The organism is Rhizorhabdus histidinilytica (assembly GCF_900167915.1).
Classification (GTDB): domain Bacteria; phylum Pseudomonadota; class Alphaproteobacteria; order Sphingomonadales; family Sphingomonadaceae; genus Rhizorhabdus; species Rhizorhabdus histidinilytica.
On record NZ_FUYM01000004.1, the window covers coordinates 280,702 to 306,624 of the forward strand.

The window sequence follows — 25,923 nt, forward strand, 5'->3', positions numbered from 1 at the left end:
GGTACGGCCGGGGCGGAGGTCCCCATGGGTTGGGCAGGGTGACGATGCCCTTGTAGCGGTCATAGTTCGGATCTTTGGCCATTCGACTCTCGATGTTCCACAATAGAACATAGAGAGAACAAATGAAATCCTACTTTGCAAGCCCTTTCGGCCGGTGCGCCGGAGGACTGGTCCGAAACGGCGCATTCCCCTCGATCAGTTCCTCCAGCAGCACCTCGCCGTCCGGCCAGTCGCCAAGCCCCGACCGGGCGTTGATGTGCCCGGCATGGCCGGCATCGACGAAGCGGCTCCCCCAGGTCCGCGCCAGCGCCTCCAGCCGGTCGAACGCCGCATAGCGATCGTCGCGGCTGGCGACGAGGATCGACGGGAAAGGCAGGGCCGCGGCCGGCGCCGGCGCGAAGCGGCGGACGAAGGGGTGCGCGTCGGCCGCGTCGACGTCGGGCGGCGCCACCAGCAGCGCGCCGCGGATTCGCGCCAGCCGCTCGTGCGGGGCGCCGAGCGCCCACCAGGCGATCGTCAGGCATCCCAGGCTGTGCGCCACCAGCACCAGCGGCCCGTCGGTCATCGCCAGCGCGGCGTCGAGCCGCTCGGTCCAGATGCGCCGATCGGGCTCCGACCAGCAGCCGAGATCGACGCGGCGGCAATCGTCGCGCTTCTCCTCCCACAGCGTCTGCCAATGGTCGGGCCCCGAATTGTCGAGGCCGGGAACGATCAGGCAGAGCGGCCCTTCATGCGCCATCATCGTCTCCCGTGAGCCGGAGCAGTTCCGCGATCCCGTCGCGATGCGCGCGCGCCTGGCTGATCACGCTGCCCGGCGGCACGCTGGTCGTCAGCCAGACATTGCCGCCGATCGTCGATCCCGCACCGATCGTCACCCGGCCCAGGATCGTCGCCCCGGCATAGATCACCACGTCGTCTTCGACGATCGGATGCCGCGCGAGGCCGCGGCGCAGCGCCCCGTCGGCATCGGCCGGGAAGCTCCGCGCGCCCAGCGTCACCGCCTGGTAGAGCCGCACCCGCCGGCCGATGATCGCGGTCTCGCCGATCACCACGCCGGTGCCATGGTCGATGAAGAAGGCTTCGCCGATCGACGCGCCCGGATGGATGTCGATCCCGGTGCGCGAATTGGCGATCTCGGAGATGATCCGCGCCACCAGCGGCGCGCCCAGCCCGTGCAGCAGATGCGCCAGCCGATGATGGACGATCGCCAGCACGCAGGGGTAGCAGATCAGCACCTCGTCGACGCTGCGCGCCGCCGGATCGCCGGCATAGGCAGCCTCGACGTCGGTGTCGATCAGCCGCCGCAAGCGCGGCAGCTCCCGCGCGAAATGGCCGATGATCCGCCCCGCCTCGCCATCGACGAGATGCGGATCGGCGGCCCCCACCGAATAGCCGAGCTCGAGCCGGATCTGGCCGTAGAGCCGGCTCAGCGCGGTCTGCAGCGTCTCCGCGACGAACGCCTCCTCATTGTGCTGGCGGACGAAGCTCGGCCCCAGCCGCAGCGGGAACAGCGCCCCGCACAGCGCGATCATGATCTTGTCGATCACATGGCGCGACGGGAAGCCGGCGGCGCCATGCTCGGCGTGGCGCTTGTGCGCGTTGCGCCAGTCCTCGCGCGCGTCGCGAAGCTCCGCCGCGATCAGGTCGATATCCCAATAGTGACCCGCGGGCGCCTCGATCGGCTCGTCATGGGCGTCGCTCATTGTCCCCTCTTTCGAAAGCATGACGCGGGCTTAGTCCCCACGCGGTCAAACGAAAGCAATTTTTCTCTATCAAATTGATAGAAAATATATCGGAACTTCAGGAAGCTGGAACGGCCTGCTAAGCAGGGCCATGGTTCCCCGGCTCGGTCCCCTCAAGCTCAAGCCGCAGATCTTCTGCGGAGACGAACCCGCCATCGGTCCGGGCAAGGCCGATCTGCTCGACGCGATCGACCGCGAGGGGTCGATCTCGGCCGCCGGCCGCGCGCTGGGGATGAGCTACCGGCGCACCTGGCTGCTCGTCGACAGCATGAACCGCTGCTGGGCGGAACGGCTGGTCGAGACGACACCGGGCGGCGGACAGGGCAGCGGCGCGCGGGTCACGCCGTTCGGCCACCAGGTGCTCACCGCCTATCGCGCGCTCGAAACCACGCTGCTGGCGGCGGCCGACAGCAGCGAGTTCAAGGCCCTGACCACCCTGCTGCGCGAGCATCCCTTGCCGACGGCCTGACGGCGCTTGCCATATATTGCGGGATATAGCATGTCGCGACGATCGCGCGGAGGTGGTCCCATGCCTGTCATCGTCCTGGCCTTTCGCTGGCTGGCCCTGCTGGGCGCTGCCTTCTCCGCTCCGCTGCTCGCTGCCGAGACGCAGGTCGCCGTCGCCGCCAATTTCACCGAGCCGGCCAAGGCGATCGCCGCCGCCTTCGAAAAGGCCACCGGGCACAAGGCGCTGCTCGCCTTCGGCGCGTCGGGCGGATTCTACACCCAGATCAGCCATGGCGCCCCGTTCGAGGTCTTCCTCTCCGCCGATGCCGATCGTCCGGCCAGGGCCGAGCAGGAGGGTCTCGCGGTACCCGGCACCCGCTTCACCTATGCGGTGGGTCGGCTCGTGCTCTATTCAGCGACGCCCGGCCTCGTCGACCCGGGCGGCGCCGTGCTGAAGCGGGGCGGGTTCGACAGGATCGCGATCGCCGAGCCGGCCACCGCGCCCTATGGCCTCGCCGCGGTCGAGACGATGCGCCGGCTCGGCGTCGAGGCCGCGCTCAAGCCGAAGATCGTCACCGGCAGCTCGATCGCGCAGGCCTATCAGTTCACCTCGACCGGCGCAGCCCAGCTCGGCTTCGTCGCGCTCAGCCAGGTCGTGGCGGTGCGGGGCGGATCGCGCTGGATCGTCCCCGCCGGCTTCCACGCCCCGATCGAGCAGCAGGCCGTGCTGCTCAGGACTGGCGAGAAGAACCCCGCCGCCCGCGCCTTCCTCGCCTTCCTCAAGGGCCGCACGGCGCTCGCGATCATCCGGCGCTACGGCTATGCGGTCCGATAGCTGATGGGCCTCGTCCTCGCGACGACCGCCGAACTGGCGCTCGTCACCACCATTCTGCTGCTGATCATCGCCACCCCGCTCGCCTGGTGGCTGGCCCGCTCGCGCTGCTGGTGGAAGGAAGTGGTCGGCGCGATCACCGCCCTGCCGCTCGTCCTGCCGCCAACGGTGATCGGCTTCTACGTGCTGATCGCGCTCGGCCCGGCCAGCCCGCTGATGGCGCTGCTCGAACCGTTCGGCATCCGCACCCTCGCCTTTACCTTCACCGGCCTCGTCATCGGCTCGCTCTTCTATTCGCTGCCCTTCGCGATCCAGCCGCTGCGCACCGCCTTCGAAGCGATCGGGGATCGCCCGCTGGAAATCGCCGCGACGATGGGGGCCGGGTCGCTCGATCGTTTCTTCACCGTCGCCCTGCCACTTGCCCGCCGCGGCTTCCTCTCGGCGGCGATCCTCGTCTTCGCGCATACGGTCGGCGAGTTCGGCGTGGTGCTGATGATCGGCGGCAACATCCCCGGAAAGACCGAGGTGTTGTCGACCCGTATCTACCAGCTTGTCGAAAGCCTCCGGTTCAGCGAGGCGCATCGCATCGCCGCCGTCCTCGTCCTCTTCTCCTTCGCCGCGCTGCTCGCCCTGCTGCTGATCGATCGCCGTATCGGGACGCCCCGGCCATGACGATCGCGGTCGCGCTCGACGGAAAGCTCGGCGGCGCCTTCGCGCTGCAAGCGATGTTCGAGGTCCCCTCCTCCGGGGTCACCGCGCTGCTGGGCCCTTCAGGCTCGGGCAAGACCAGCGTCCTGCGCGCGCTCGCCGGGCTCGATCGGATCGCCGGCACGATCATCGTCGACGGCGAGGTCTGGCAGGACAGCACCACCTTCCTGCCGCCCGAGCGGCGCCGGGTCGGCTATGTCTTCCAAGGCGCCGGGCTGCTGCCTCATCTCTCTGTCGCCGCCAACCTCGCTTATGCCGAGCGCCGCGCCGGTCCCGGCCGCTTCGCCCGCCACGTCGTCGTCGCCCGCGCCGGCATCGCACCACTGCTCGACCGCCGCCCCGCCTCGCTCTCGGGCGGCGAGGCCCAGCGCGCCGGCATCGCCCGCGCCTTGCTCGGCCAGCCGCGCCTGCTGCTGCTCGACGAGCCGCTATCCGCGCTCGACACCGATGCGCGCGCCGACCTGCTCGACTGGCTGGACGAGCTGCTGGCGGAGATCGCCATCCCCGTCTTCCACGTCACCCACGACCACGCCGAAGCCGCCCGCCTCGCCGCCCGCACGATCAGGCTGCGGGATGGCCGGGTGATTCTGTCCTGATCGGATCAGCGTACCATGAGAAAACCGAAGACGAGGGGCGGGCCAACGAGAATGATCGCCAGAACCCACGGCCAACGCAATTCGCCGAAGCGCGCCAGGCAGAACAGGACGATCGCGTCGGCGACGAGATTTCCCTACATTGGAAGCTTTTTTTTCAAATGCCCCGAAGGGAATCGCGCTCAATCCAGTCGGCTGGCCGTGATAGATCGAGTGGTGCGGGCGGAAAGGCTGGCCGATGCCTTGGCGGCTCGCACCGTCAGCGCCGTCTCCATCGCCGCCGCCTCGCGATCGAGGCTGGCCGCGACATCGAGCAGGCGCTGCTTGTCCGCCTCGCCGAAAGCATTGTCTGCAAGCTTTCGCGCCTTGGCGGCTTCCCGCCGCAACTGGTCTGCGCTTCCCGAACTGGACACGTTGTTTCTCTCGACGCTAAGTTACTCACAATAAAGGCGCCTTGAACCGTTCGACATGAACAGATCGTTACGCGATCGTCGATTTTACAATATTTTGCAGTTCTCCGCTACGCCGAGCGTGTCGGATCGTTCATCTGTGCGTCGACGGTTACTGGTTCGTGCCGGCGGGCACTCGGCAGCGATCCCGTCTGCCGCTCGATCATCCGGTGGACGCGCAGCGGCACCCCCTCCTTCTGGAGCTGGTGCAGTTCGGCGCTGTTCTCGGCATCCGCATGGGTGCGGCGCTGATTGTGCCGGATATAATCGTGCCAGGTCGCGACATGGTAGCGTTCGACCCACAGCTCGGGCTCGTTGAGGTCGCGCAGCAGCGTCCAGCCGTGCGCGCCGTCCCGCCGGCGGATCCGGCGCCGCTCGGTCATCGCGGTGAGGAAGGCGACGATGTTGTGCGGCTCGATCCGATATTCGATCGTCACCACCACCGGACCGCTGCGCGGTTCGAGCGGGACCGCCACCTCCGGCTCCTGCCATTGCTTGAGCGGCGTCAGGTTGAGGTCGTCGACCTGTGGCAATGGCATCGCGAAGCCGATCAGGACGGTGCCCGCCAGGAAGGCTGCGCTGACCAGCAGGCCGGCGGCGACGCCATGGCTGTCGGCGATCATACCCAGCACCCAGGCGCCGATCGCCATGCCGCCGAACGCCGCCATCTGGTAGACCGACAGGGCGCGCGCGACGACCCAGCGCGGCGAGGCGAGCTGGACGCTGATGTTGAAGGTCGACAAGGCCAGCACCCAACTGAAGCCCGCCAGCATCAGCGCGACGATCGTCAGCAGGAAGAAGGGGCTGACCGCGGTGATCGCGGTGCCGGCCGCCAGCATCAGCGTGGACATCCGGACGATCTGCTCGGTCGACAGCCGGTCCCGTGCCGGCCCCGAGGAGAGGCCGCCGAGCACCGCGCCGACGCCGAACGCGCCCAGCAGCAGGCCGTAGGTCAGCGCCCCGCCCTTCACCAGATCGCGGGCGACCAGCGGCATCAGCGCCGAGACCGCATTGGCCGCGAGACCGAACGCCATGGAGCGGCTGACGACCAGCCGCAAATTGGGCGACATCGAGACATAGCGCAGCCCCGCCCCCATCGCCATGAACAGGCCTTCGCGCGGCAGCAGCCTGGGCGCCTGCGGTCGCCGCCAGCGCAGCAGCACGACGATCAGCCCGATATAGGACAGGGTATTGGCCAGGAACGCCGCCGCAGCCCCCGCGGCCGCCACGACCGCGCCGCCGACCGCCGGCCCGGCGGTCCGCGCGGTGTTGAACCCCATCGAGTTCAGCGCGACGGCGTTCGGCAGTTGCTCGCGCGAGACGATATCGCCGACCGAAGCCTGCCATGCCGGACCGCTCACCGTCGTCCCGCAGCCGATCAGGAAGGTGAAGCTCAGCAGCAGCCGTGGCGTCAGCCAGCCCTGCCAGGCGAACAGCGCCAGCGCCGCCGAGACGCACAACATGAAGCTCTGCGCCGCCAGCATCACCTTGCGGCGGTCGAGATTGTCTGCGACCGCCCCGGCCCACAGCGCCAGCAGCATGAACGGCAGCACCGTCGACGCCTGGACCAGCGCGACCATCTTCGGGGATGGGGTCAGCGACGTCATCATCCAGGCGGCGCCGACCGACTGAATCATCGCGCCGAAATTGGATACCAGCGAAGCGATCCAGATGGCCCGGAAAATGGGAACGCCGAACGGAGATGCCGGTCGCGATCGCGGGGCCGATTGCAGGTCGGATGCCATGCTGTTCCAATGCAGGAGCGGCCTGCTTGTGCCAACCTGTTTCGCTACCCGGCTTCCGCCGCCGGGTCGGCGCGGCCCCCCATCCGGCCCAGGAAGGCGGCGTCATTGATAAAAAACACCATCAAATCCGCATCCTACGTGGTTTTACGTATAGGATAACCCCCGGGTCGTTCCAAAGGTGGGGCATGAGCATCTTCGATGACGAAAGCGGTCCGGGGGAATCGCTTTTGCTTGACCGAATAGCGGACCGTTGATGACCAGTTTTGCCGTGGAATCCTCCGAACGTCGCCGGGCGTTCCGCTTTGCCATCCGCCACCAGTCGCGCCTGCGGCTGACCCTCGAGGGCGCGGCAGATGGCGAAGAGATCGATGGCGTCATGCTGACCGACATCTCGCAACAAGGGCTGATGGCGGCGGGGGCCGGCCATCTCGTGCCCGGCGCACAGATCCTGCTCGAGGTCCCGCTCGTCGGCTGGCGCGAGGCCGAGGTCATCTGGATCGCCGAAAATCGCGCCGGCTGCCGCTTCATCGAGCCGCTGAGCTTCGACGAGTTGCGTCTGGCTGCCGCGAGCAGCGAACGGCTGGCGCTGGAGTTCCCGTCGCTAGGCGCCGACATCGCCCAGCTTCCGGCACTCTCCGGTACCGCGGGGGACGAGGATGGAGAGGATGGTGAAGATCCGTCGGGATCGAAGCCATGGCTCTTGCCGGCGGGGCTGCTGGTACTGGCGCTGCTCGTCGCGATCGGTTTCATGATCGCCTATTGATCGGCCGCCGCCATATTCGACCATCGGATGAGCATGGGCGATCTTGTGATCAGGCTTAGCGCCGCATTCACCAATTCCCCTAAGCCTTCATATGCCGTCGGCATCTAATCCGTTCCATGCCAGCCCGACGTTCAGGCCGGCGTGTGAGGATTGCGTACCCATGTCGATAGCGTCTGCCCTTGGCTTGAAACGGCGGCCTGACCTGCGCCGGAACGAACGTAGTCGCGTATTCCTGACGGCAAAGATGCTGGTGTCGGGCCAGCCCTGCCCGATCCATCTGCTCGACCTGTCCCGCCATGGCGCACTGGCACATGCGGCCGACCCGCCGCGCGACGGGGAGATCGTCTGGGTCGTCTGCCGCGGGGTCGAGTTGCTGGCGCGGACGGCGTGGATCAGGGGCAACCGCTTTGGCCTTGCCTTCGATTCAGGCCTGCCGACCGCCAAATATGAGATATTGCTGAAGGAAGGCCGCCGCGCCCTCTCCGCGCAGACGCCTATCGTCGCCCAAGGGCCCGTCGCCGCCTGACGGGCCTGGGCCTCCATATCAGCCGACGCGGCCTTCCGCGCCCTGCCCCGCCTTCGCCAGTCGGCTGTGGTGACGCGCATAGCCTAGGTAGATGAGCAGCCCGACGACGTTCCAACCCAGACACCAGAGCAGCGTCTTGGCCGGCAGGCTGGTGAACAGGTAGAGGCAGCCAAGCACCGCGCCCAGGCCGACTGCCAGCGCGGCCGGCGCCCGGAAGGGCCGCCGCAGGTCCGGCCGGCTACGGCGCAGCACGATCAGGCAGGCCCCTACCGCCATGAAGGCGATCAATGTGCCGGCATTGGCGAGTGCGGCGATCTCTCCGATCGGCAGCAGCCCGGCCAGGATCGCGACCAGGATCGCAGTCGCCGTCGTGATCCGCGCCGGCGTTCCACGCTTGGAGATCGCCGCCAGCGAACCCGGCAGGAAGCCGTCGCGTGCCATCGCCAGGAAAATCCGGCTCTGGCCATAAAGAAAGGCGAGCAGCACCGTCGGCAGCGCGATCACGGCCGCGGTCGCAACGACGTGCGCGACGCCTGGCCGGCCCAGTTCGCGCAGGATCAGCGCCAGCGGCTCGGGGCTGTCGGCGAAGCCAGCGAAGGGGACGGCGCCGATCGCCGCGGCGGCGACCAGCACGTAGATCAGCGTACAGACCAGCATCGACCCGACGATACCGATCGCCAGATCGCGCTCGGGCCGCTTGGTCTCCTCGGCCGCCGTCGAGATCGCGTCGAAGCCGTAGAAGGCGAAGAAGATGATCGCCGCCGCCGCCATCACGCCGCGCTGGACGCCGTCGGGCCCCGGGGTCGAACCGAAACCATAGGGCATGAACGGGCTGAGATGCGCAGCCTCGAAATGCGGCAGCGCGACCGCGACGAACAGCGACAGCGTCGCGATCTTTACGATCACCAGCACGGTGTTGACCCGCGCGCTCTCGCGCGTGCCGAGCAACAGCAGGCCGGTCACCACCGCGATGATGAAGATCGCGGGAAGATTGACCAACCCACCCAGCTCCGGCCCCTGGGTCAACTCGACGGGAAAACCAAATCCGGCCAGCAAGGGCGAGGCGTAGCCTGACCAGCCTACCGCGACCGTTGAGACGACCAGCGAATATTCAAGGATCAGGCTCCATCCGACCACCCAGGCGATGATCTCGCCGAGCGCCGAATAGGCGTAACTATAGGCACTGCCTGCCGCCGGCATCATCGCCGCCAGCTCGGCATAAGCCAGCGCCGCGCAGGCGCAGACCGCCCCCGCGATCGCGAAGGAGAGCAGTACGGAGGGGCCGGCACGATCGGCGCCTACGCCGATCAGCGTCAGGATTCCGGTCCCGACGATCGCTCCCACACCGAGCGCCATCAGGTGCGGCCAGGACAATGTCGGCGGCAGCCGGTCGCCATGTCGTTCCGCCCCGTTGATCGGCTTGCGCCGCATGAACCCCGTCATTCCTATCCTCTCCCTGCGAAGCGATCGGTCGCCTTTATCAGCTGTTCCAATATGCCCGGCTCCGAATAGGCATGGCCGGCCCCCTCGACCAGGTGGAAATCCGCCTCGGGCCAGGCCTTGTGCAAGGCCCAGGCATAATGGAGCGGACAGGGCATGTCGTAGCGGCCATGGACGATCACGCCGGGGATGTCGCGCAGCCGCCCGGCATCGCGCAGCAACTGGTCCGGCTCCAGCCAGCAATCGTGGAAGAAATAATGGTTCTCGATCCGCGCGAAGGCGATCGCGAAATGGTCGTCGCCATGCTGGTCGGTCAGCGCAGCGCTCGGCAGCAGCGTGATCGTCTCGCCCTCCCACAGGCTCCACGCCTTCGCCGCCTCGATCTGCGCGGCGGGATCAGTGCCGGTCAGCCGGCGATTATAGGCCGCGACCATGTCGCCGCGCTCGCCCTCGGGGATCGGCGCGACGAAGCGCTCCCACTTGTCGGGGAACATCTGCGACACGCCCCACTGGTAATACCATTGGATCTCGGCCCGCGTCGCCGTGTAGACGCCGCGTAGGACCAGCTCGCTGACCCGCTCGGGATGCGTCTCTGCATAGGCGAGCGCCAGCGTCGATCCCCAGCTTCCCCCGAACACCAGCCACGCCTCGACGCCGGCCATCGCCCGCAGCCGCTCGATATCCGCGACGAGATGCCAGGTGGTGTTCGCGTCAAGCTCGGCATGCGGCGCCGATCGCCCACAGCCACGCTGGTCGAACAGCAGCAGGTCGTAGCGCGCCGGATCGAACAACCGCCGATGGTCGGGCGAGCAGCCAGCACCCGGCCCGCCGTGCAGGAACACCGCTGGCTTCGCGCCCGGGGTCCCCACCCGTTCATAATAGATGCTGTGCCCGTCCCCGACGTCGAGCATCCCGCTCGCATAGGGCTCGATCGGCGGATATAGCTGGGTCGACAGTGCTGACATGGTTGCAAACTAGCGGAGTCGCATGATGCGCGCCAGCCGACGAGAATTGCTGATCGGAGGCGGTCTTGCCAGCCTCGCCATGATGGCCGTCCCGCCCGCCTGGGCGGCCGGCAGCGCCGCAGGTCTGGCGCCGATGACCGGCAGCGCCAAGCCGATCTCCACCCAGGAACGGCTCGGCCGCATCGCCCGGGCGCAGGAGCTGATGCGCGCGCAGGATATCGGCGCGCTGCTCGTCGAGGCCGGGTCGTCGCTGCTCTACTTCACCGGCATCGACTGGTGGCGCAGCGAACGGCTGACCGCGGCGATCATTCCGGCGGACGGCGACGTGCTGATCGTCACCCCCGGCTTCGAGGAGCCTTCGATCCGCGAGAGCCTCGCCGTGCCCGGCGACGTCCATGTCTGGCAGGAGGACGAGAGCCCGATCGCGCTGATCAGCGACTTCCTGCAGCGGCGCAAGCTCGACAAGAGCACGATAGCCGTCGAGGAAACCGTCCGCTTCTTCGCGGTCGACGGGCTGCAACAGGCGCTGCCCGACGCGCGGCTCGTCTCGGGCGCATCGGTGGTGCGCGGCTGCCGGATGATCAAGTCGCCTGCCGAGCTGGCGCTGATGCAGCTCGCCGCCGATATCCAGATCGCCGCCTTCCGCCACGTCGCGCCGCGCATCGAGCGTGGCATGAGCCAGCAAGACATCCAGGCGATGCTGATCGCCGCCAGCCGCGCGCTGGGCGGGGAAACCGACGGCGGCCTGATCCTGATCGGCGAATCCAGCGCCTATCCGCATGGCTCGCACATCCCGCGCCGCGTAGCCGACGGCGAGGTCATCCTGTTCGATGCGGGCGTCACGGTCCTCGGCTATCAGTCGGACATCTCGCGGACGATGGTGTTCGGCCGCACGGCCGATGCGAAGCAGCGCCTGCTGTTCGACCAGGTCCGGCGCGGCCAGGACATCGCGATGGAAACCGCGCAGGTCGGCACCCCGGCCGGCAAGGTCGACGACGCAGTCCGCGCCTATTACGCCTCGCTCGGCTATGGCCCCGGCTACAAGCTACCCGGCACGCCGCACCGGACCGGCCACGGCATCGGCATGGACGGGCATGAGCCGGTCAACCTCGTCCATGGCGAGACGACACCGCTCGCCCCGGGCATGTGCTTCTCTAACGAGCCCGGCATCTACATCCCCGGCGCCTTCGGGGTCCGCATCGAGGATTGCTTCCACATGACGGCCGATGGTCCGCGCTGGTTCACCCGCCCGCCCGCGTCGATCGATCGGCCGTTCGATTGAAGCGAAGGCGCGTCATGACTTTGACTTGCGGTCGTCATAGGATGGCGTGACCGATCGGGAGGGATATGGACGAGCCCGTCGAAATTGAGCTGAAGCTCGACTTTGATCCCGCCGACCGGGATCGTCTCGCGGCCTGTGCTCTGTTCGGCCCCGAACCAGCGGCGCCGCGGCGGCTCGCCGCCACCTATTTCGACACGCCCGGCTTCCACCTCGACAAAGCGGGCTATGCGCTTCGCATCCGCACCGGCGGCGGCGAGCGCATCCAGACGGTGAAGGCGGCGTCGGGCGAGACCGCCGGCCTGTTCGTGCGCGGCGAATGGGAACGCCCCGTGCCTGGCGACGAGCCGATACTCGACGAGAAATCGGGTCCCCTCGTCCAGCTCTTCGATGCCGCGCTGCTCGCCCGGGTCGAACCGGTCTTCACGACCGCCGTCGACCGCATCGAGGGGCCTCTCGATCGCCCCGACGGCAGCCGTATCGACTATGCGATCGACCTCGGCGAGGTCCGCGCCGGGACACGCGGCAGCGTGGTGTGCGAGCTGGAGCTGGAGCTCAAGCGCGGAGCCCCGCAGGCGCTGTTCGATCTTGCCCGCGCGCTCACCGAGCTGGTGCCGCTGCGGCTCGGCGTGTCGACCAAGTCCGAGCGCGGCTATGCGCTGGCCGACAAGGCCTTCACCGCCGCGGTGAAGGCCGAGCCGCTGAAGCTCGACCGGGCGATGGCCGCCGGCGACGCCTTCGCCGCGATCGCCGCCTCCTGCCTCCGCCAGTATCGCCGCAACGAGGACCTGCTGCTGCTGTCGGGCGGGGTCGAGCAGTTGCACCAGGCCCGGGTCGCCTTGCGCCGCCTGCGGACCGCCTTCTGGCTGTTCGGCCCGTTGCTGGACGGCGACGATCGCGCGGCGGCGTTCGCGTCGGAGCTGCGCTGGCTCGCCGCCGAACTAGGCGGAATCCGCGACATCGACGTGCTGGTGCCGCGCCTCGAAGAGCCTGCCCGCGCGGCCCTGTTCGCGATCCGCGAGGACCGCTTCGGCCATCTCCGCACCCTGCTCGACAGCAGCCGGGTCCGGTTGCTGCCGATCGAGCTCGCCGAATGGCTCGTGCTGGGCCGATGGCAGACCGATCCCGCCGATCCTGATCTGCGCGACCGCCATATCCGCGCCTTTGCCGGCGATCGGCTCGAACGGCTGCGCAAGCGGATCAAGCGCGCGGGCAAAGGCCTCGCCGATACCGACGACGAGCATCGGCACGAAGTCCGCAAGGACGCCAAGAAACTGCGCTATGCGGCCGAATTCTTCGTATCGCTCTATTCCGGGCGGAAAGCGCGCCGACGGATGGAGCGTTTCCTTGACCGGCTCGAGGCATTGCAGGACAAGCTGGGGCAGCTCAACGACATCGCCGCCGCGCCAGGGCTGTTCGCCACCTTGGGCGTGGAGGCGACCCTGCCCATGCCGGGCAAGAAGGAACGCAAGCGCCTGCTCGACGATGCCGAGGATTGTTTCGAAACCCTCATCGACACCAAACGTTTCTGGCGCGACTGATCCCGCCTTCCTGCTGACCCGCCGGGCGCTGGTCGCGGCGGCCCTCGCCGTGCCGGCCGCCGCCGCCTTCGCCCGCCCCCTGGGCCTGGCCGCTGCCGCGCCGATGATCGATCCACGCCTGGTCGACCGCGCTCTCGCTGCGCTGTTCCGCCATCACCGGCACATCTGGTCGCGCGACATGATCGCCATCGCCGATTTCGGCCTTCCTTCCTCGGTTCCGCGCCTTTTCCTCGTCGATATCCTGCGCGGCACGGCGACCGCGCTGCTCGTCGCCCATGGCAAGGGGTCCGATCCCGATCATGAAGGCCGGCTCCAGCGCTTCTCCGACGTCGTCGGCTCCGCCGCCACCTCCGAGGGCGCCTATCTCACCGGCGACGCCTATGAGGGCATTCACGGCCCGTCGCGCCGCCTGATCGGCCTCGATCCCACCAACGCCCATGCCGAGGAGCGCGCAATCGTGATCCATTCCGCCTGGTACGCCGATCCCGACATGATCGCGAAGCAGGGCAAGCTCGGCCGCAGCGACGGTTGCTTCGCCGTCGGGGAAGCGGATATCGCGACCGTCCTTGCCCGTCTCGGCAAGGGACGCCTGCTCTATGCCGGGAGGATCGATGGCTGACTGGTTTCGCCGCAACCTGGGCTGGATACGAGGCGTGCTCGGGCTGCTCGCCTGGTTCGCGATGCTCTACTTCATGTTCTGGGACGTGCTCTGACGTTGCAGCGTCGCGCTCGGGCTCGTAAAGCCGCGCGATGCTCCGCATTTCCGAAATCAAGCTGCCGCTCGACCATCCGGCCGAGGCGCTGCCCGCCGCGATCGTCGCGCGATTGGGGATCGCGCCCACCGATCTGCTGAGCTGGGAGGTCGCCCGCCGCGCCAACGACGCGCGCCGCAAGTCGGCGATCCTGATGGTCTATTCGGTCGACGTGACGCTTGCCGACGAGGCCTCCGTCCTCGCGCGCTTCGCGGACGACAGCCATGTCCGCCCGACTCCCGACACCGGCTATCGCTTCGTGGCGACGGCGCCGGCCGATGCCCCTCGCCCGGTGGTGATCGGCGCCGGCCCCTGCGGACTGTTCGCCGGCCTGATCCTGGCGCAGATGGGTTTCCGCCCGATCATCCTCGAACGCGGCAAGGTGGTGCGCGAGCGGACCAAGGACACCTGGGGCCTCTGGCGGCGTAGCGTCCTCAATCCCGAGTCGAACGTCCAGTTCGGCGAGGGTGGCGCGGGCACCTTCTCCGACGGCAAGCTCTACAGCCAGATCAAGGATCCGCGCTTCCTGGGCCGCAAGGTGCTGACCGAATTCGTCAAGGCCGGCGCGCCCGAGGAGATTCTGACCGAGGCGCACCCGCACATCGGCACCTTCCGGCTCGTCTCGATGGTCGAGAACATGCGCGCTACGGTCGAGGAACTGGGCGGCGAATATCGCTTCGAGCAGCGCGTCGTCGATTTCGACATCCGTGACGGCCGGCTGCGCGGGCTCCATCTCCACAATGGCGACTATCTTGAGACCGGCCATGTCGTGCTCGCCATCGGTCACAGCTCGCGCGACACCTTCCACGCGCTCCATGATCGCGGCGTCCATATCGAGGCGAAGCCCTTCTCGATTGGCGTCCGCATCGAGCATCCGCAAAGCTGGATCGACCGGGCCCGCTTCGGCCAGTGCGCCGGGCACCCGGACCTCGGCGCGGCGGCCTATGCCCTCTCGCACCACTGCGCCAACGGGCGATCGGTCTACAGCTTCTGCATGTGCCCCGGCGGCCGCGTCGTCGCCGCGACCTCGGAGGAGGGGCGCGTCGTCACCAACGGCATGAGCCAATATTCGCGCAAGGAGTTCAACGCCAATTCCGGCCTCGTCGTCGGCATCGACCCCGAACGCGACTATCCCGGCCATCCGCTCGCCGGCATCGCCCTGCAACGCCATTGGGAGGAACGCGCCTTCGTCGCCGGCGGGTCGAGCTACGAAGCGCCCGGCCAGCTCGTCGGCGACTTCCTCGCCCGCCGCCCCTCGAGCGCGCTCGGCGCGGTGACGCCGTCCTACAAGCCGGGCGTCCATCTGACCGACCTGTCGCTCTGCCTGCCCGACTTCGCGATCGACGCGCTGTGTGAGGCGCTGCCCGTCTTCGGCCGCCAGATCGCGCGATATGACGACCCCGACGCGATCATGACCGGGGTCGAGACGCGCACCTCGTCGCCGATCCGCATCACCCGCGGCAAGGATTTCCAGAGCCTCAACGTCGCCGGCCTGTTCCCGGCGGGCGAGGGCGCGGGTTATGCGGGGGGCATTCTTTCCGCCGCCGTGGATGGGATCAAGGTGGCGGAAGCGGTGGCGCTCAGCCTCGCCGGCTAAGATTAGCCGCGCCGCCCGCCGCATAGGCGGCATGGGCCTCGGCCGGCCCGCGATAGGCCTCCTGATGGTCGACGCTCCAATAGCGCAGCTCGTTGAGCGGAATCCGTTCCCCCGTCACCGCGCACAGCACATGGTCGCCCCGTTGGACGATGGAGAATTGAGGCGTGTCGTAGCGCAGGATCGCGAGCTTACCGGAGAACAGCATCGCGCCATCCTACAGGACAGGTCCGCGCGACGAAACCCCGCCTTCACCCCTCGGCACCACCTCGACGATCTGGTCGCCCGCTTCCAGCCGGCCGGCGGCCGCCTCCCAGAAGCCGTGAGGCGTTCCGTCGCGGTAGATGCGCAGACCGAGGCCGGTCGCAATTGCCGCTAGCGGCTTGCCCACCTCCTCGGCCGACACCAGCCGCTCGCGCAGCGTCACCCGGCCGTCGGCATTGGCGAGGTCGGCCATATAGTCGGCGATGTGCGGGCCATGGGTCGATCCGGCGAGCAGCAGCCCGGCGAAGCTGGCCGGATTGATCACCGTATCCGCCCCCGCCTGCCGGGCCAGCGCCTCATTGTCCTCGGACCGGATCACCACGCTGATCGGCACGCCGGGCGCCAGCCGCCGGGCGGTGAGCACGATCAGGATCGAGGTATCGTCCCGTCCGGCGGCGACGATGATCGCCTTGGCCTCGGCGATCCGCACCGCCTCCAGGATCGAATTGCGGGTCGCATCCCCGTCGATCACGTTGGCGCCGCTTGCCTCGGCGGCGCGCAGATTGTCCTGGCGCGGATCGATGACGACGATCTCGGCGGGCTTCAAGCCGCGTCGGATCAGTTCGCTCGCAGCTTCCGATCCGGTGGTGCCGTAGCCGGCGATCACGACATGGCCGCGCAGCTTCCGCTGGATCACGCTCATGCGCCACTTCTCCCAGACATGCTTGAGCAGGAATTCATAGGCGGTCCCCAGAAAGATCAGCCAGACGAACAACCTGACCGGCGTGACCACGAAGGTGTCGAACAGGCGGGCCCGCTCGGTCACCGGCACGATATCGCCATAGCCGACCGTGGTGACCGTGATCATCGTGAAATAGAGCACGTCGACGAAGCTGATCGCGCCGTCGATATTGTCACGCAGCCCGCCCCGGTCGATCCAGTGCCCGGCCAGCGCGACCGCGATGAGCGCAAAGGCCAGCGCCACCCGCCACAACAGCGACAGCCATACGGGCGTCCCGCTCTTGCGGTGGAGAAGCAGCCTCTGGTCACGGCGCGGCCTTGGGCGGAGCACGGGGTTCCTTTCGTTCCGGCGGCCGCGACGGAGACAGTTCGCCTTTGACCCGTTCGCCGCTCCCTCTACAGGGATGCACCAAGCAGGGTCAGGAAGGAAGATCGATGGCGTCGGGACTGGTCGCATTGTTGGACGACATCGCGGGATTGACCAAGCTCGCCGCGGCCTCGCTCGACGATGTCGGCGCGGCGGCGGGCAAGGCCGGGAGCAAGGCGGTCGGCGTCGTGGTCGACGATGCCGCGGTCACGCCGCGCTACGTCACCGGCCTGACGCCCGATCGCGAACTGCCGATCATCGCCCGGATCGCGGTCGGATCGCTCCGCAACAAGTTGCTCATCCTGCTGCCCGCCGCGCTGCTGCTCAGTGCCTTTGCGCCCTGGGCGGTGACGCCGCTGCTGATGCTCGGCGGCGCCTTCCTCTGCTTCGAAGGGGCGGAGAAGGTTATCGAGGCCATCGGCGGCCATCATCCCGTCGAGGAGCATGTCGCCACCACCGACCCCGCGACGCTGGAAAAGGAACAGGTATCGGGCGCGATCCGCACCGACCTGATCCTGTCGGCCGAGATCATGGCGATCGCGCTGGCCGAGGTCTCCAGCCAGACGATCCCGATGCAGGCAATCGTCCTTGCCGCGGTCGGCATCGCGATCACCGCTGGCGTCTATGGCGTTGTAGGGCTGATCGTGAAGATGGACGATATCGGCCTGCATCTCGCCCGCAAGCCGGCGACACGGACGCTGGGCTGCGCACTCGTCAAGGGCATGCCGGTGGTGATGCGCTGGCTGTCGATCATCGGCACCGCCGCGATGATCTGGGTGGGAGGCGGCATTCTGGTCCATGGCCTGGAAGTGCTCGGCGTCCCCGCCCCCGCCCATCTTCTCCATCATCTGAGCGAGGCGGCCGCCCATGCGGTGCCGGCCGGTGGATCCATCATCGGCTGGCTGGTCACGGCGATCGGGTCGGGCATCGCCGGCCTGGCGATCGGCGGCGCGATCGTCCCGGCCGTTCACCTGATCGGAGCCCTCCGCGGCAAGGGGCACTGAGTCGCGCCTAGGCGGCGGCGGCCACCTCGCCGCGACCGACGCCGAAACGCTGGCGGTAATCGCCCGGCGACAGACCGATGATGCGATGGAACAGCTTGCGGAAAGCGGCGGCGTCCTCATAGCCAACGGTCCAGGCGATCTGCTCGACGGGGCGCCTGGTGAACTCCAGCAGTTCGCGCGCCTTGCCGATCCGCAGATGTTGCGAATATTCGGTGGGCTTCAGCCCGGTAGCCGCCTTGAACCGGCGCAGGAAGGTCCGCTCCTCCATCCCGGCCTGAGCCGCCATGTCGGCCACGCTGACGGCCCGAGCTCCCTTCGCCTGCAACCAGTGCTGAACCTTGAGGATCGGTTCGTCGCCATGCGTCATGCGTGGTGAGAAGCTGCTGTAGTGGCGCTGCTCCCGGCCGGCCGGGTCGACCAGCAGGAAGCGTCCTGTCTCCACCACCACGGTCGGCCCGAACAGCCGGTCGACCAGCTTCAGGCCGAGGTCGGTCCACGCCATCAGCCCGCCGGCAGTGATGATGTCGCCGTCCTCGATCACGATCTTGTCGGGATCGAGCAGCACGTCGGGAAAGCGCTCGCGAAAGGCGTTCGCGAACATCCAGTGGGTCGTCGCTGGCCTGCCGGACAGCAGCCCGGTCGCCGCCAGGACAAAAGCCCCGCCACAGTTCGACGCCAGGGTCGCCCCCTGCGCATGGCGGTCGAGCAGGAAGCGGGCATAGGGCGCCGCCTCCACCGCATCCATCACGCCGCTCAGCCTCCCGGGCACGATCAGATAGGTCGGGCTACCCGGTTCGCCGGAATGCGTGTCGTGGCAACGGGCGAATCCGCCGGCATCCTGCAATCGCCAATGGCTCACCCGGATCGGCTCTCCCCCATGAATCCTGGCGAACTGGCCCGCGATGTCGATCAGGTCGGTCATGCCGTGAACCATCGCCAACTGGCATCCAGGATAAAGGACCAGGCCCACCTCGGGCCGCATCGCCGCCGCTTTTCCCGCCATCGCCAGATCCTTTGTCGGTTTTGCCTCGGATAATGTCGAATCCGCCAATCCCGACCATGCCGCATCGCGCCTATCCCTTCAATCACCGGCGGAAACGCCTGAGCATTCAAGCAGAGGGAATAGCGACATGAATACGATCACCACCAAGGACGGCACCCACATCTTCTACAAGGACCTGGGTCCCCGGGACGGCCAGCCGATCATCTTCTCCCACGGCTGGCCGTTGACCGCCGACGCCTGGGACGCCCAACTCGTCTTCTTCGCCGGCCAGGGCTTCCGCACCATCGCCCATGACCGCCGCAGCCACGGCCGCTCGGACCAGGTCTGGGACAACAACACCATGGACCAATATGCCGACGATCTTGCCGAACTGATCGAACGGCTCGACCTGCGCGACGTCATCCTGGTCGGCCATTCGACCGGCGGCGGGGAGGTCACCCGCTATATCGGTCGGCACGGCACGGCGCGGGTCGCCAAGGTCGGTCTGATCGGCGCGGTCCCGCCGCTGATGCTGAAGACCGAGGCCAATCCGATCGGCCTGCCGATCGAGGTGTTCGACGGCATCCGCAAGGGCACGTTCGACAATCGCTCGCAATATTTCAAGGACATCACCATCCCCTTCTACGGCTATAACCGCGAGGGCGCCGTGATCTCCGAAGGGATCAGGGAGGATTTCTGGCGGCAGGGCATGATGGGCGGTCTGAAGGGCCAGCTCGACAGCATCCGCGCGTTCTCCGAAAGCGATTTCAGCGAGGATCTCAGGAAGTTCGACATACCGACCCTCGTCCTGCACGGCGACGATGACCAGATCGTGCCGATCGGCGCCTCGGCGCTGTCGACCGTGAAGATCGTCAAGCACGCCGTCCTGAAGGTCTACGAAGGCGCCGACCACGGTCTGACCCAGACCCATCAGGACCGGTTCAACGCCGATCTGCTCGGTTTCATCAAAGCCTGAACGATCGATCCCCTCCCGATCCGGGAGGGGACGTCTTGCAAAGGAACCCGCCATGACCACCAAGGCCCTCATCACCGGCGCTTCCAGCGGGATCGGCGAGGTCTATGCCGATCGCCTCGCTCGACGCGGCCAGGATCTCGTGCTCGTCGCCCGCAGCACCGCCAAGCTTGAAGCCCTCGCCGCCCGGCTCCGCGTCGAAACCGGGGTCTCGGTAGAGATCCTGCCCGCCGATCTCGGCAAGGCGGAGGATCTCGCCAGGGTCGAGGCCAGGTTGCGTAGCGACGAGGCGATCGACACGCTCATCAACAATGCCGGCATCGCCGGCGAAGGCCCGTTCGCCGATGCCGATCCCGCCTTCCTGACCGGCCTCATCAACCTCAATATCGTCGCCGTCACCCGGCTCGCCGCCGCGATCGCCCCGCGTCTGGCTGCCAACGGCGCCGGCACGATCATCAATCTCACCTCGGTCACCGCGCTGATGCCTGACGGCTTCACCGTCGTCTATCCGGCGAGCAAGGCCTTCGTCCTCGCCTTCACCGAAGCGTTGCAGGTCGAATTGGGTGCGAAGGGCGTCCGTGTCCAGGCGGTGCTACCCGGCATCACGCGCACCGCGATCTGGGAGGAGGAGCAGCTATCGGGGATCCCGGACGAAATGGTGATGGAGGTCGACGAGATGGTCGACGCGGCGCTGGCCGGGCTCGACCAGGGCGAGAGGATCACCATCCCCTCGCTGCCCGACACCGCCGATTTCGACACCTATCTGGCGGCCCGGATGGCGCTGCGTCCCAATCTGTCACACCGACACGCCGCGGATCGCTACCGGCGCTGAGATTGGCTCAGTCGATCCCGACGACCAGGCCGTCGCCCATCCAGCGCCCCAGAAGCTGACCGGCGGCGGCCACGCCGTCCTCTTCCTCAAGCTGCTCGAGCATAGCCGCGCAGATCGAGCCGAAGCCCACCCCCGATCGAGCCAGATCGATCGCCTTCGCTTCGGCCGGTTCCAGGGTACGGAAACAAGGCATCAGACCCTTGCGCCACACCAGCATCGTCACCGGTTCCGCCAGAAGCGCTGCCACCGGCGGGACCTCGCCGGCCGACAGCGCCGACCAGATCGCCGCAGCGTTGCTTCGGAAAACATGCGTCGTCAAAGTCGGCGACAGGCGCAGCACGGCCCGATCCCAATCGATCCCGCCCAGCCGGCCCGGATCGACCGGCGCGGAGTCAGGGCCGACAAAGGCCTCGGACAAGGCAAGATCGAGCCAACCCAGTTCGGCGATCTCGGGATCGTCGCCGAACAACAGCTCCAGCGTCTCCGGAAAATCCCCGGCATAGGCGTCGAGCGTCCAGGCATGCGGCGGCGTGACATCGATATGCGCTGCCGTCGTCGACCGGAATCGTTCGTCACCGATCCACAGACGCACGCGCTCGAACACCTCGGCCAGACAGTTCGCCAGCGCCGCACGATAATTGTCGTGATAGACTTCGAGCCCGGGCCGCACCGCCTCGCCGATCCGCAGCGCGGCATCATCCGAGGATTCGGACAGCCACGCGCGGAAATCGCGCTGCATCGCGAGCAGGCTCATGCCGCCCGCCGCATATGTGCGCCGGCCATGTCGCGCGCGGCCTGCAACTCGTCGAGCAGCTCGGCGAGCGGCGGGATGTCGTCGTCGCGCTCGATCATCGTCGCGACCGGCCCCAGCCTGGCGATCGCGGCCTCGTAGAGCGTCCATACCGGCGGCGGCACCGGCCGGTCGTGCGTGTCGATCAGCAGCGTGCGCCCCTGGCTGTGCCCCGCGAGATGGATCTGCGCGACCCTGTCGGCCGGGATGCCGGCCAGATAGGCCTGCGCATCGAAGCCGTGATTGGTCGCGCTGACGTAGATATTGTTGACGTCCAGCAGCAAGCCGCAACCGGTGCGCGCGCACATCGCGTCGAGAAATTCCCACTCGGTCATCGGCGCGTCGAAGGCGACGTAGCTCGACGGATTCTCGATCAACATTTCCCGGCCGAGCACGTCCTGCGCGACCGCGATATTGTCGCAGACCACATCGAGCGCCTCCTCGGTATAAGGCAGCGGCAACAGGTCGTGCGAATTGAACCCCTCGATCCGCGTCCAGCACAAATGGTCGGACACGAACAGCGGATCGACGTCATCGACCAGCAGGCGAAGCCGCGCCAGATAGTCGCGGTCGATGCCGTCTGCCGATCCCACCGACATCGATACGCCGTGCAACGCGACGGGATGGCGCTCACGCACGCGGCGCAGCACATCGCGCGGCCGTCCGCCCGGCACCATGAAATTCTCGGAGATCACCTCGACGAAATCGACCGCGACCGGCTCGTCGCCATCGAGGAAGTCGCCATAATGCGGCTTGCGCAGGCCGAGACCGAAGAGGAGGTGGGACATGCCGGACATCGCGGGAAACCGGCCGGGTGGACGAGCCACCCGGCCGCTCCGGACCTTATTTCTTCTTGGGCTCGGTGGTGGTGCCGCCGGCCGCCTTGCAGGCGTCGGCGGTCATCTCCTTATAGCCCTGGCCCTTGCAGGCGTTCTGGCCCTTGCACGAATGCTCGGCGGTGGCGCAGTCGGACGCGCCCTTGCAGCTGTTGACGCCATAGCAATGAACGGTCTTTGCTTCGGTGGTGGCATCGGCCAGCGCGGGCGCCGCCTGCATCGCGGCGAAGGCGATGAGGGCGGCGGAAGCGGCGGCGCTGACGCCGGTCTTGACGGTGGACATCCTTCATTCTCCCCTGGTTCATGCCTTGGGTGGCGCGGGCAGATACGGTGCGGCCCGAGACCGGGTTCCAACTGCCCGATGATTATTTCATCGGCATCGCACCATCGAGACTCTTTCATATCATGCCGCGCCGCCTGCCCCTATAGAGGGGCGCACTCTGGATTCCGTAACGAAAATCAGGCACCGGAAGATGCAACGACACGCCGGTGGGACGAGCGGAGTTGCAGGGAAGAAAGAATTCGGCCCGTGGCAAGGCAACCGTCCTCGTCGTCGAGGACGAACTGTTCGTGCGCATGATTGCGGTCGATGCGATCGAGGATGCCGGCTATGCGACGATCGAGGCGCAGGATGCCGACCAGGCTCTGATCCTGCTCGAGGTGCATGACGAGATCGACCTCGTCTTCACCGACATCAAGATGCCTGGAACGATCGACGGCCTAGGACTGGCGCTTCGGGTGCGCGAACGCTGGCCGGGGCTGCCGCTGATCCTGACCTCAGGCCATCTCCGGCAGGAAGATGCGACGGTGCCGGCCTCGGTCCCTTTCCTCCAGAAGCCCTATCGCGCCGCTACGCTGCTCGCCGAACTGGCGCGCCTGCTCGACTAGGGCCAGCGCGTTGACGAGCGATCTTCGCTGCTGGCTGTGCGACCGCCCTCTCGGCCGACGGATCGAATGGCATCATCCGCGCCCGAAAAGCCGGGGCGGGCGCGACACGGTGCCACTCCATCCGATCTGCCACCGCACCATCCATACCCATTTCAGCAATGCGGAACTGGCACGCCTGCCCGCCGATCCCGGCCCGGTCCGCCAGCATCCGGAGGTCGCCCGCTTCCTGGCGTGGATCACCGACAAGCCCCCCGATTTCCATGCTCCGACCCGGACGTCCCGGCGCCGGTGACCGAAAAACGGGCCTGCGATACGGAACCCCAGCGATGGGCGGACGGTTTTACCGTCAGGCCGGAAAGCCCCCTCTACCCCCGGCTTTTTTAGGAGACGAACCCGCCGGGACCACGGCCCGGCGGGTTTTTCCCTTTGTGTATCGCTACTTTGCGCCACGCCTCTCGCGGATCGCCTGAAAATGCGCTATAGCCTGCAACAGGGCACAATGCCGCGCATATTCGGGGGCGGTTTGTGCTTGAGCGTGCCCCGCCCCGCCGTCCTCCAGGGCGGGGCGTCACGCCCCTAAAGCCATTCGTCCGGGGGCCATCCTTTGCCATCTTCGTCGTCCGGCGCATCCTTGAGCGCGCATCCTCTCGATCGTCCGATCTGGGAGGCACTGGTGGACCGACACGCTGCCTTCGCGCGCGGCAATCCACGGGCATGGCGCTATCGGCCGGACATCAGCCCCTTCGCCGCCGCCCGCGACAGCTCGATCGAAGCGCAATCGGCATTGGCGGGGCTGCTCCCCTCGGACGCCCCCCTCGTCCTGCTCGAAGCCGGTTCGATCGCCGTTCCGCCCGGCGCGATCGTCGAGAAGCAGGCTGTGGGCGTCCAGATGGTCGCCGAGGCGCTCAAACCCGCCCCCTCCGACGACCGGGTCGTGCCGCTCGGCGATGCCGACGCGGCCGAGATGCTCGCGCTCGCGACCCTCACCGAGCCGGGCCCCTTCCTGTCGAACACCCACCTCTTCGGCGGCTTCATCGGCATCCGGATCGACGGACGGCTCGCCGCGATGGCGGGCGAGCGGTTGAAGCCGCCGGGCCATTGCGAGATCAGCGGCGTCTGTACCCATCCCGACTTTCGCGGACGGGGACTCGCCGGCCTGCTCTCGACCATCGTGGCCAACCGGATCGCGGCTCGCGGGGAAGTCCCCTTCCTCCACGCCTATGCCAGCAACACCGGCGCGATCCGGCTCTACGAGTCGCTTGGCTTCCGCATCCGCTGCGAGGTTTCGGTGCTCGCCCTGCGGCGTCCCTCGATCTAACCCACCGGCGTCAGCCGCAGCAGCCGCCCGCCGGCCTTGTCTTCCAGCACGTAGACGGCGCCGTCCTGCCCCTGGTCGACCGCCCGGATGCGCTGCCCCATCGAGTAGCGCGCCTCTTCCTTCGCACCATTCTCGCCCAGGTCGACGAGGATCAGCATCTCGCCCGACAACGCGCCGACCAGCGCCTTGCCGCGCCATTGCGGGAAGAGCTTGCCCGAATAGACCAGCAGGCTCGACGGCGAGATCGACGGGTTCCAGCTCACCTTCGGCGCTTCGAACGCGGGCCGGGTCGGATGATCGGGGATCGGCTTCCCGTCATAGTGATCGCCGTTGGAAACGATAGGCCAGCCATAATTGCGGCCCGGCAGGATCAGATTGACCTCGTCGCCACCCTTGGGCCCCATCTCCGCTTCCCACAGACGCCCTTCCAGGTCGAACGCCAGGCCCAGCGGATTGCGGTGCCCATAGCTCCAGACCGCCGGGTCGCCCCCCTTGGCCGCGAGCGGATTGCCGGGCACCGGCTTGCCGTCCATCGTCAGGCGGACGACCTTGCCCAGCACGCCGCCAGGTTCCTGCGCGGGCGTGAATTTCTGCCGCTCGCCCATCGAGAAGAAGAGATGGCCGTCGGGCGAGAAGGCGATCCGCCCCGCATAATGGCCGCCGCTCTTCAGCGGATGCGCGCGATAGAGCGTCGTCACGCCCTCCAGCCGCGCGCCGCCGAGATCGCCGACCAGCTTGCCGCGCGCCAGGACGATACCGTTCGGCGATCGCGGCGCCGAATAGCTGAAGTAGACCAGGCCGTTGGTCGCGAAGTCGGGATGCGCGACGACCTCGCCCAGCGCGCCCTGCCCGCTCGAATCGACGGCGGGCACCCCTTCGACCGCGGTACGCCGCGCGCCGTCGGGCGACAGCAGCAGCAGCCGGCCCGCCTTCTCGGTGACGAGCATATGGCCGCCCGGCAGGAAGGTCATCGCCCAGGGGCTGTCGAAGCGCGCGACCTCCTCCGCCTTGAATGGCTTGTCGGCGAAGGGCCTTGCCCCCGTGATCGGCGCCTGCGCGGCGATCGCCGGCACGGCGGACATTGCGGTGAGAAGGAGGGCGAAGGACAGGACAGGACGAGGCATCGATCGTGCTCCTGAAAAGCGGTCAGTGCCGCGCTTCGCTCGGCCGCGCAGCCCGGGATTCGCGTTTCCGTTCGCTCGGCGGGATATGGGTGATCGTCGCTGCATATTCAGCGAACAGCACCAGCACCCAGATCTCGACCCCCTTCCATTGGCCGCTGACCACGCCCGAAAAGACGTCGAGCAGCAGGAAGACCAGCGCCACGATCCGGAACCAGCGCATGCTGAACGCCGGTATGTCGGCGCGCAGCGACGCCGTGACCATCATGAACAGGCTGAACAGCCCGGCGATGATCTGCGACGTCAGCGAGGTGGCGATGCGGAGCTGGTCGAGCGCGGTGATGAACCAGAACAGGCGCGATATCGCATATTGGCTCTGCCGGGTCAGCTGACACAGCTTGATGATCGGCGGCACGAACAGCGTCTTGCCGACCCACACATCGATATCCACCATGCTCATGCGCGCGATATAGCAGGACTTCGCCCTTATG

At 67.6% G+C, this 25,923-nt stretch carries 30 protein-coding genes; 16 read left to right on the forward strand and 14 right to left on the reverse strand.

Going from position 1 to position 25,923, the window contains the following annotated elements; translation table 11 throughout:
• Positions 1 to 130 precede the first annotated feature (130 nt).
• Positions 131 to 742 carry an RBBP9/YdeN family alpha/beta hydrolase gene (locus B5X82_RS10785; protein WP_223811384.1) on the reverse strand — a complete coding sequence of 204 codons (612 nt, stop codon included), beginning with the start codon at positions 740 to 742 and terminating at the stop codon, positions 131 to 133.
• Complete coding sequence (epsC, locus tag B5X82_RS10790) at positions 729 to 1,703, reverse strand: serine O-acetyltransferase EpsC (RefSeq protein ID WP_079648160.1); 975 nt, start codon at positions 1,701 to 1,703, stop codon at positions 729 to 731. Before epsC ends, B5X82_RS10785 begins: the two co-directional genes overlap by 14 nt.
• 130 nt (positions 1,704 to 1,833) lie before the next feature.
• Between epsC and B5X82_RS10795 the strand changes: the two genes are divergently transcribed.
• From B5X82_RS10795 to B5X82_RS10810, 4 genes are read left to right on the forward strand one after another with little or no spacing between them, the layout of a single operon-like run.
• A complete protein-coding gene (locus B5X82_RS10795) occupies positions 1,834 to 2,211 on the forward strand; it encodes a winged helix-turn-helix domain-containing protein (protein WP_079648161.1) in 378 nt (125 codons plus the stop codon).
• 60 nt (positions 2,212 to 2,271) lie between these two features.
• A complete protein-coding gene (gene modA / locus B5X82_RS10800) occupies positions 2,272 to 3,024 on the forward strand; it encodes a molybdate ABC transporter substrate-binding protein (RefSeq protein WP_079648162.1) in 753 nt (250 codons plus the stop codon).
• Positions 3,025 to 3,027: 3 nt separating this feature from the next.
• Positions 3,028 to 3,693, forward strand: a complete 666-nt coding sequence (gene modB / locus B5X82_RS10805; protein WP_079648163.1) for a molybdate ABC transporter permease subunit — start codon at positions 3,028 to 3,030, stop codon at positions 3,691 to 3,693.
• The gene (locus tag B5X82_RS10810) at positions 3,690 to 4,325 is read left to right on the forward strand and encodes an ATP-binding cassette domain-containing protein (protein WP_079648164.1); all 636 of its coding nucleotides are present in this window, start codon (positions 3,690 to 3,692) and stop codon (positions 4,323 to 4,325) included. Before modB ends, B5X82_RS10810 begins: the two co-directional genes overlap by 4 nt.
• Positions 4,326 to 4,504: 179 nt before the next feature.
• Here the strand turns inward: B5X82_RS10810 and B5X82_RS26780 are convergent, their stop codons facing one another.
• Together B5X82_RS26780 and B5X82_RS10820 are read right to left on the reverse strand one after the other, a co-directional pair.
• A complete protein-coding gene (locus B5X82_RS26780) occupies positions 4,505 to 4,735 on the reverse strand; it encodes a hypothetical protein (RefSeq protein WP_176152529.1) in 231 nt (76 codons plus the stop codon).
• 107 nt (positions 4,736 to 4,842) lie between these two features.
• Entirely contained in the window at positions 4,843 to 6,516 is a 1,674-nt protein-coding gene (locus B5X82_RS10820; RefSeq protein ID WP_079648166.1) for an MFS transporter, read from the reverse strand.
• A gap of 253 nt (positions 6,517 to 6,769) precedes the next feature.
• On the opposite strand from B5X82_RS10820, the gene B5X82_RS10825 reads away from it, so the two are divergent.
• Together B5X82_RS10825 and B5X82_RS10830 are read left to right on the forward strand one after the other, a co-directional pair.
• Positions 6,770 to 7,279, forward strand: coding sequence for a PilZ domain-containing protein (locus B5X82_RS10825; protein WP_079648167.1), 510 nt, complete (start codon positions 6,770 to 6,772; stop codon positions 7,277 to 7,279).
• A 160-nt stretch (positions 7,280 to 7,439) separates the two neighbouring features.
• Positions 7,440 to 7,805, forward strand: a complete 366-nt coding sequence (locus B5X82_RS10830) for a PilZ domain-containing protein (RefSeq protein ID WP_079648168.1) — start codon at positions 7,440 to 7,442, stop codon at positions 7,803 to 7,805.
• 18 nt (positions 7,806 to 7,823) lie between these two features.
• On the opposite strand, the gene B5X82_RS10835 is transcribed toward B5X82_RS10830, so the two are convergent.
• Complete coding sequence (locus B5X82_RS10835) at positions 7,824 to 9,248, reverse strand: amino acid permease (RefSeq protein WP_079648169.1); 1,425 nt, start codon at positions 9,246 to 9,248, stop codon at positions 7,824 to 7,826.
• Positions 9,249 to 9,250: 2 nt separating this feature from the next.
• Positions 9,251 to 10,210: a prolyl aminopeptidase gene (gene pip / locus B5X82_RS10840; RefSeq protein ID WP_079648170.1), complete on the reverse strand. Its 960-nt coding sequence runs from the start codon at positions 10,208 to 10,210 to the stop codon at positions 9,251 to 9,253.
• Positions 10,211 to 10,232: 22 nt separating this feature from the next.
• Here pip and B5X82_RS10845 point away from each other — a divergent pair, with 22 nt between their 5' ends.
• The 4 genes from B5X82_RS10845 to B5X82_RS10860 all read left to right on the forward strand — a co-directional run bounded on the left by B5X82_RS10845 (position 10,233) and on the right by B5X82_RS10860 (position 15,379).
• Entirely contained in the window at positions 10,233 to 11,492 is a 1,260-nt protein-coding gene (locus B5X82_RS10845) for a M24 family metallopeptidase (protein ID WP_079648171.1), read from the forward strand.
• Between the two features lie 65 nt (positions 11,493 to 11,557).
• Complete coding sequence (locus tag B5X82_RS10850; RefSeq protein WP_079648172.1) at positions 11,558 to 13,030, forward strand: CYTH and CHAD domain-containing protein; 1,473 nt, start codon at positions 11,558 to 11,560, stop codon at positions 13,028 to 13,030.
• A gap of 10 nt (positions 13,031 to 13,040) precedes the next feature.
• On the forward strand, positions 13,041 to 13,649 hold the full coding sequence (locus tag B5X82_RS10855) for a murein L,D-transpeptidase catalytic domain family protein (RefSeq protein ID WP_079648391.1): 609 nt from the start codon (positions 13,041 to 13,043) through the stop codon (positions 13,647 to 13,649).
• A 131-nt stretch (positions 13,650 to 13,780) separates the two neighbouring features.
• The gene (locus B5X82_RS10860) at positions 13,781 to 15,379 is read left to right on the forward strand and encodes an NAD(P)/FAD-dependent oxidoreductase (RefSeq protein ID WP_079648173.1); all 1,599 of its coding nucleotides are present in this window, start codon (positions 13,781 to 13,783) and stop codon (positions 15,377 to 15,379) included.
• Here the strand turns inward: B5X82_RS10860 and B5X82_RS10865 are convergent.
• Positions 15,363 to 15,584, reverse strand: coding sequence for a DUF2093 domain-containing protein (locus tag B5X82_RS10865; RefSeq protein WP_079648174.1), 222 nt, complete (start codon positions 15,582 to 15,584; stop codon positions 15,363 to 15,365). The two genes, B5X82_RS10860 and B5X82_RS10865, sit on opposite strands and share 17 nt — an antisense overlap.
• Positions 15,585 to 15,593: 9 nt before the next feature.
• Positions 15,594 to 16,652 (reverse strand): potassium channel family protein, encoded by a 1,059-nt coding sequence (locus B5X82_RS10870; protein ID WP_079648175.1) that lies wholly within the window; start codon positions 16,650 to 16,652, stop codon positions 15,594 to 15,596.
• Between the two features lie 104 nt (positions 16,653 to 16,756).
• Here B5X82_RS10870 and B5X82_RS10875 point away from each other — a divergent pair, with 104 nt between their 5' ends.
• A complete protein-coding gene (locus B5X82_RS10875) occupies positions 16,757 to 17,692 on the forward strand; it encodes a DUF808 domain-containing protein (protein ID WP_079648176.1) in 936 nt (311 codons plus the stop codon).
• Between the two features lie 7 nt (positions 17,693 to 17,699).
• Here the strand turns inward: B5X82_RS10875 and B5X82_RS10880 are convergent, their stop codons facing one another.
• Positions 17,700 to 18,695 carry a GlxA family transcriptional regulator gene (locus B5X82_RS10880; protein WP_079648177.1) on the reverse strand — a complete coding sequence of 332 codons (996 nt, stop codon included), beginning with the start codon at positions 18,693 to 18,695 and terminating at the stop codon, positions 17,700 to 17,702.
• 127 nt (positions 18,696 to 18,822) lie between these two features.
• On the opposite strand from B5X82_RS10880, the gene B5X82_RS10885 reads away from it, so the two are divergent.
• Both B5X82_RS10885 and B5X82_RS10890 read left to right on the forward strand, forming a co-directional pair.
• Complete coding sequence (locus tag B5X82_RS10885) at positions 18,823 to 19,650, forward strand: alpha/beta fold hydrolase (protein WP_079648178.1); 828 nt, start codon at positions 18,823 to 18,825, stop codon at positions 19,648 to 19,650.
• 52 nt (positions 19,651 to 19,702) lie between these two features.
• Positions 19,703 to 20,479 (forward strand): SDR family NAD(P)-dependent oxidoreductase, encoded by a 777-nt coding sequence (locus tag B5X82_RS10890; protein ID WP_079648179.1) that lies wholly within the window; start codon positions 19,703 to 19,705, stop codon positions 20,477 to 20,479.
• Positions 20,480 to 20,486: 7 nt separating this feature from the next.
• Here the strand turns inward: B5X82_RS10890 and B5X82_RS10895 are convergent, their stop codons facing one another.
• Genes B5X82_RS10895 through bufA2 form a run of 3 tightly spaced genes read right to left on the reverse strand, consistent with a single transcriptional unit; the run spans position 20,487 to position 22,388 of the window.
• Positions 20,487 to 21,233, reverse strand: coding sequence for an HvfC/BufC family peptide modification chaperone (locus B5X82_RS10895; protein WP_079648180.1), 747 nt, complete (start codon positions 21,231 to 21,233; stop codon positions 20,487 to 20,489).
• Complete coding sequence (bufB, locus tag B5X82_RS10900) at positions 21,230 to 22,066, reverse strand: MNIO family bufferin maturase (protein WP_079648181.1); 837 nt, start codon at positions 22,064 to 22,066, stop codon at positions 21,230 to 21,232. Before bufB ends, B5X82_RS10895 begins: the two co-directional genes overlap by 4 nt.
• A 46-nt stretch (positions 22,067 to 22,112) precedes the next feature.
• The gene (gene bufA2, locus B5X82_RS10905; protein WP_079648182.1) at positions 22,113 to 22,388 is read right to left on the reverse strand and encodes a BufA2 family periplasmic bufferin-type metallophore; all 276 of its coding nucleotides are present in this window, start codon (positions 22,386 to 22,388) and stop codon (positions 22,113 to 22,115) included.
• Positions 22,389 to 22,609: 221 nt separating this feature from the next.
• On the opposite strand from bufA2, the gene B5X82_RS10910 reads away from it, so the two are divergent.
• From B5X82_RS10910 to B5X82_RS10920, 3 genes are all read left to right on the forward strand, one after another.
• Positions 22,610 to 22,993: a response regulator gene (locus tag B5X82_RS10910; protein WP_079648183.1), complete on the forward strand. Its 384-nt coding sequence runs from the start codon at positions 22,610 to 22,612 to the stop codon at positions 22,991 to 22,993.
• A 10-nt stretch (positions 22,994 to 23,003) separates the two neighbouring features.
• The gene (locus B5X82_RS10915) at positions 23,004 to 23,285 is read left to right on the forward strand and encodes an HNH endonuclease signature motif containing protein (RefSeq protein ID WP_079648184.1); all 282 of its coding nucleotides are present in this window, start codon (positions 23,004 to 23,006) and stop codon (positions 23,283 to 23,285) included.
• A gap of 381 nt (positions 23,286 to 23,666) precedes the next feature.
• Entirely contained in the window at positions 23,667 to 24,311 is a 645-nt protein-coding gene (locus tag B5X82_RS10920) for a GNAT family N-acetyltransferase (RefSeq protein WP_235862656.1), read from the forward strand.
• Here B5X82_RS10920 and B5X82_RS10925 read toward each other — a convergent pair.
• Both B5X82_RS10925 and B5X82_RS10930 read right to left on the reverse strand, forming a co-directional pair.
• Complete coding sequence (locus tag B5X82_RS10925; RefSeq protein WP_079648185.1) at positions 24,308 to 25,435, reverse strand: PQQ-dependent sugar dehydrogenase; 1,128 nt, start codon at positions 25,433 to 25,435, stop codon at positions 24,308 to 24,310. The two genes, B5X82_RS10920 and B5X82_RS10925, sit on opposite strands and share 4 nt — an antisense overlap.
• 22 nt (positions 25,436 to 25,457) lie before the next feature.
• Complete coding sequence (locus B5X82_RS10930) at positions 25,458 to 25,886, reverse strand: hypothetical protein (protein ID WP_235862657.1); 429 nt, start codon at positions 25,884 to 25,886, stop codon at positions 25,458 to 25,460.
• Positions 25,887 to 25,923: the final 37 nt, after the last annotated feature.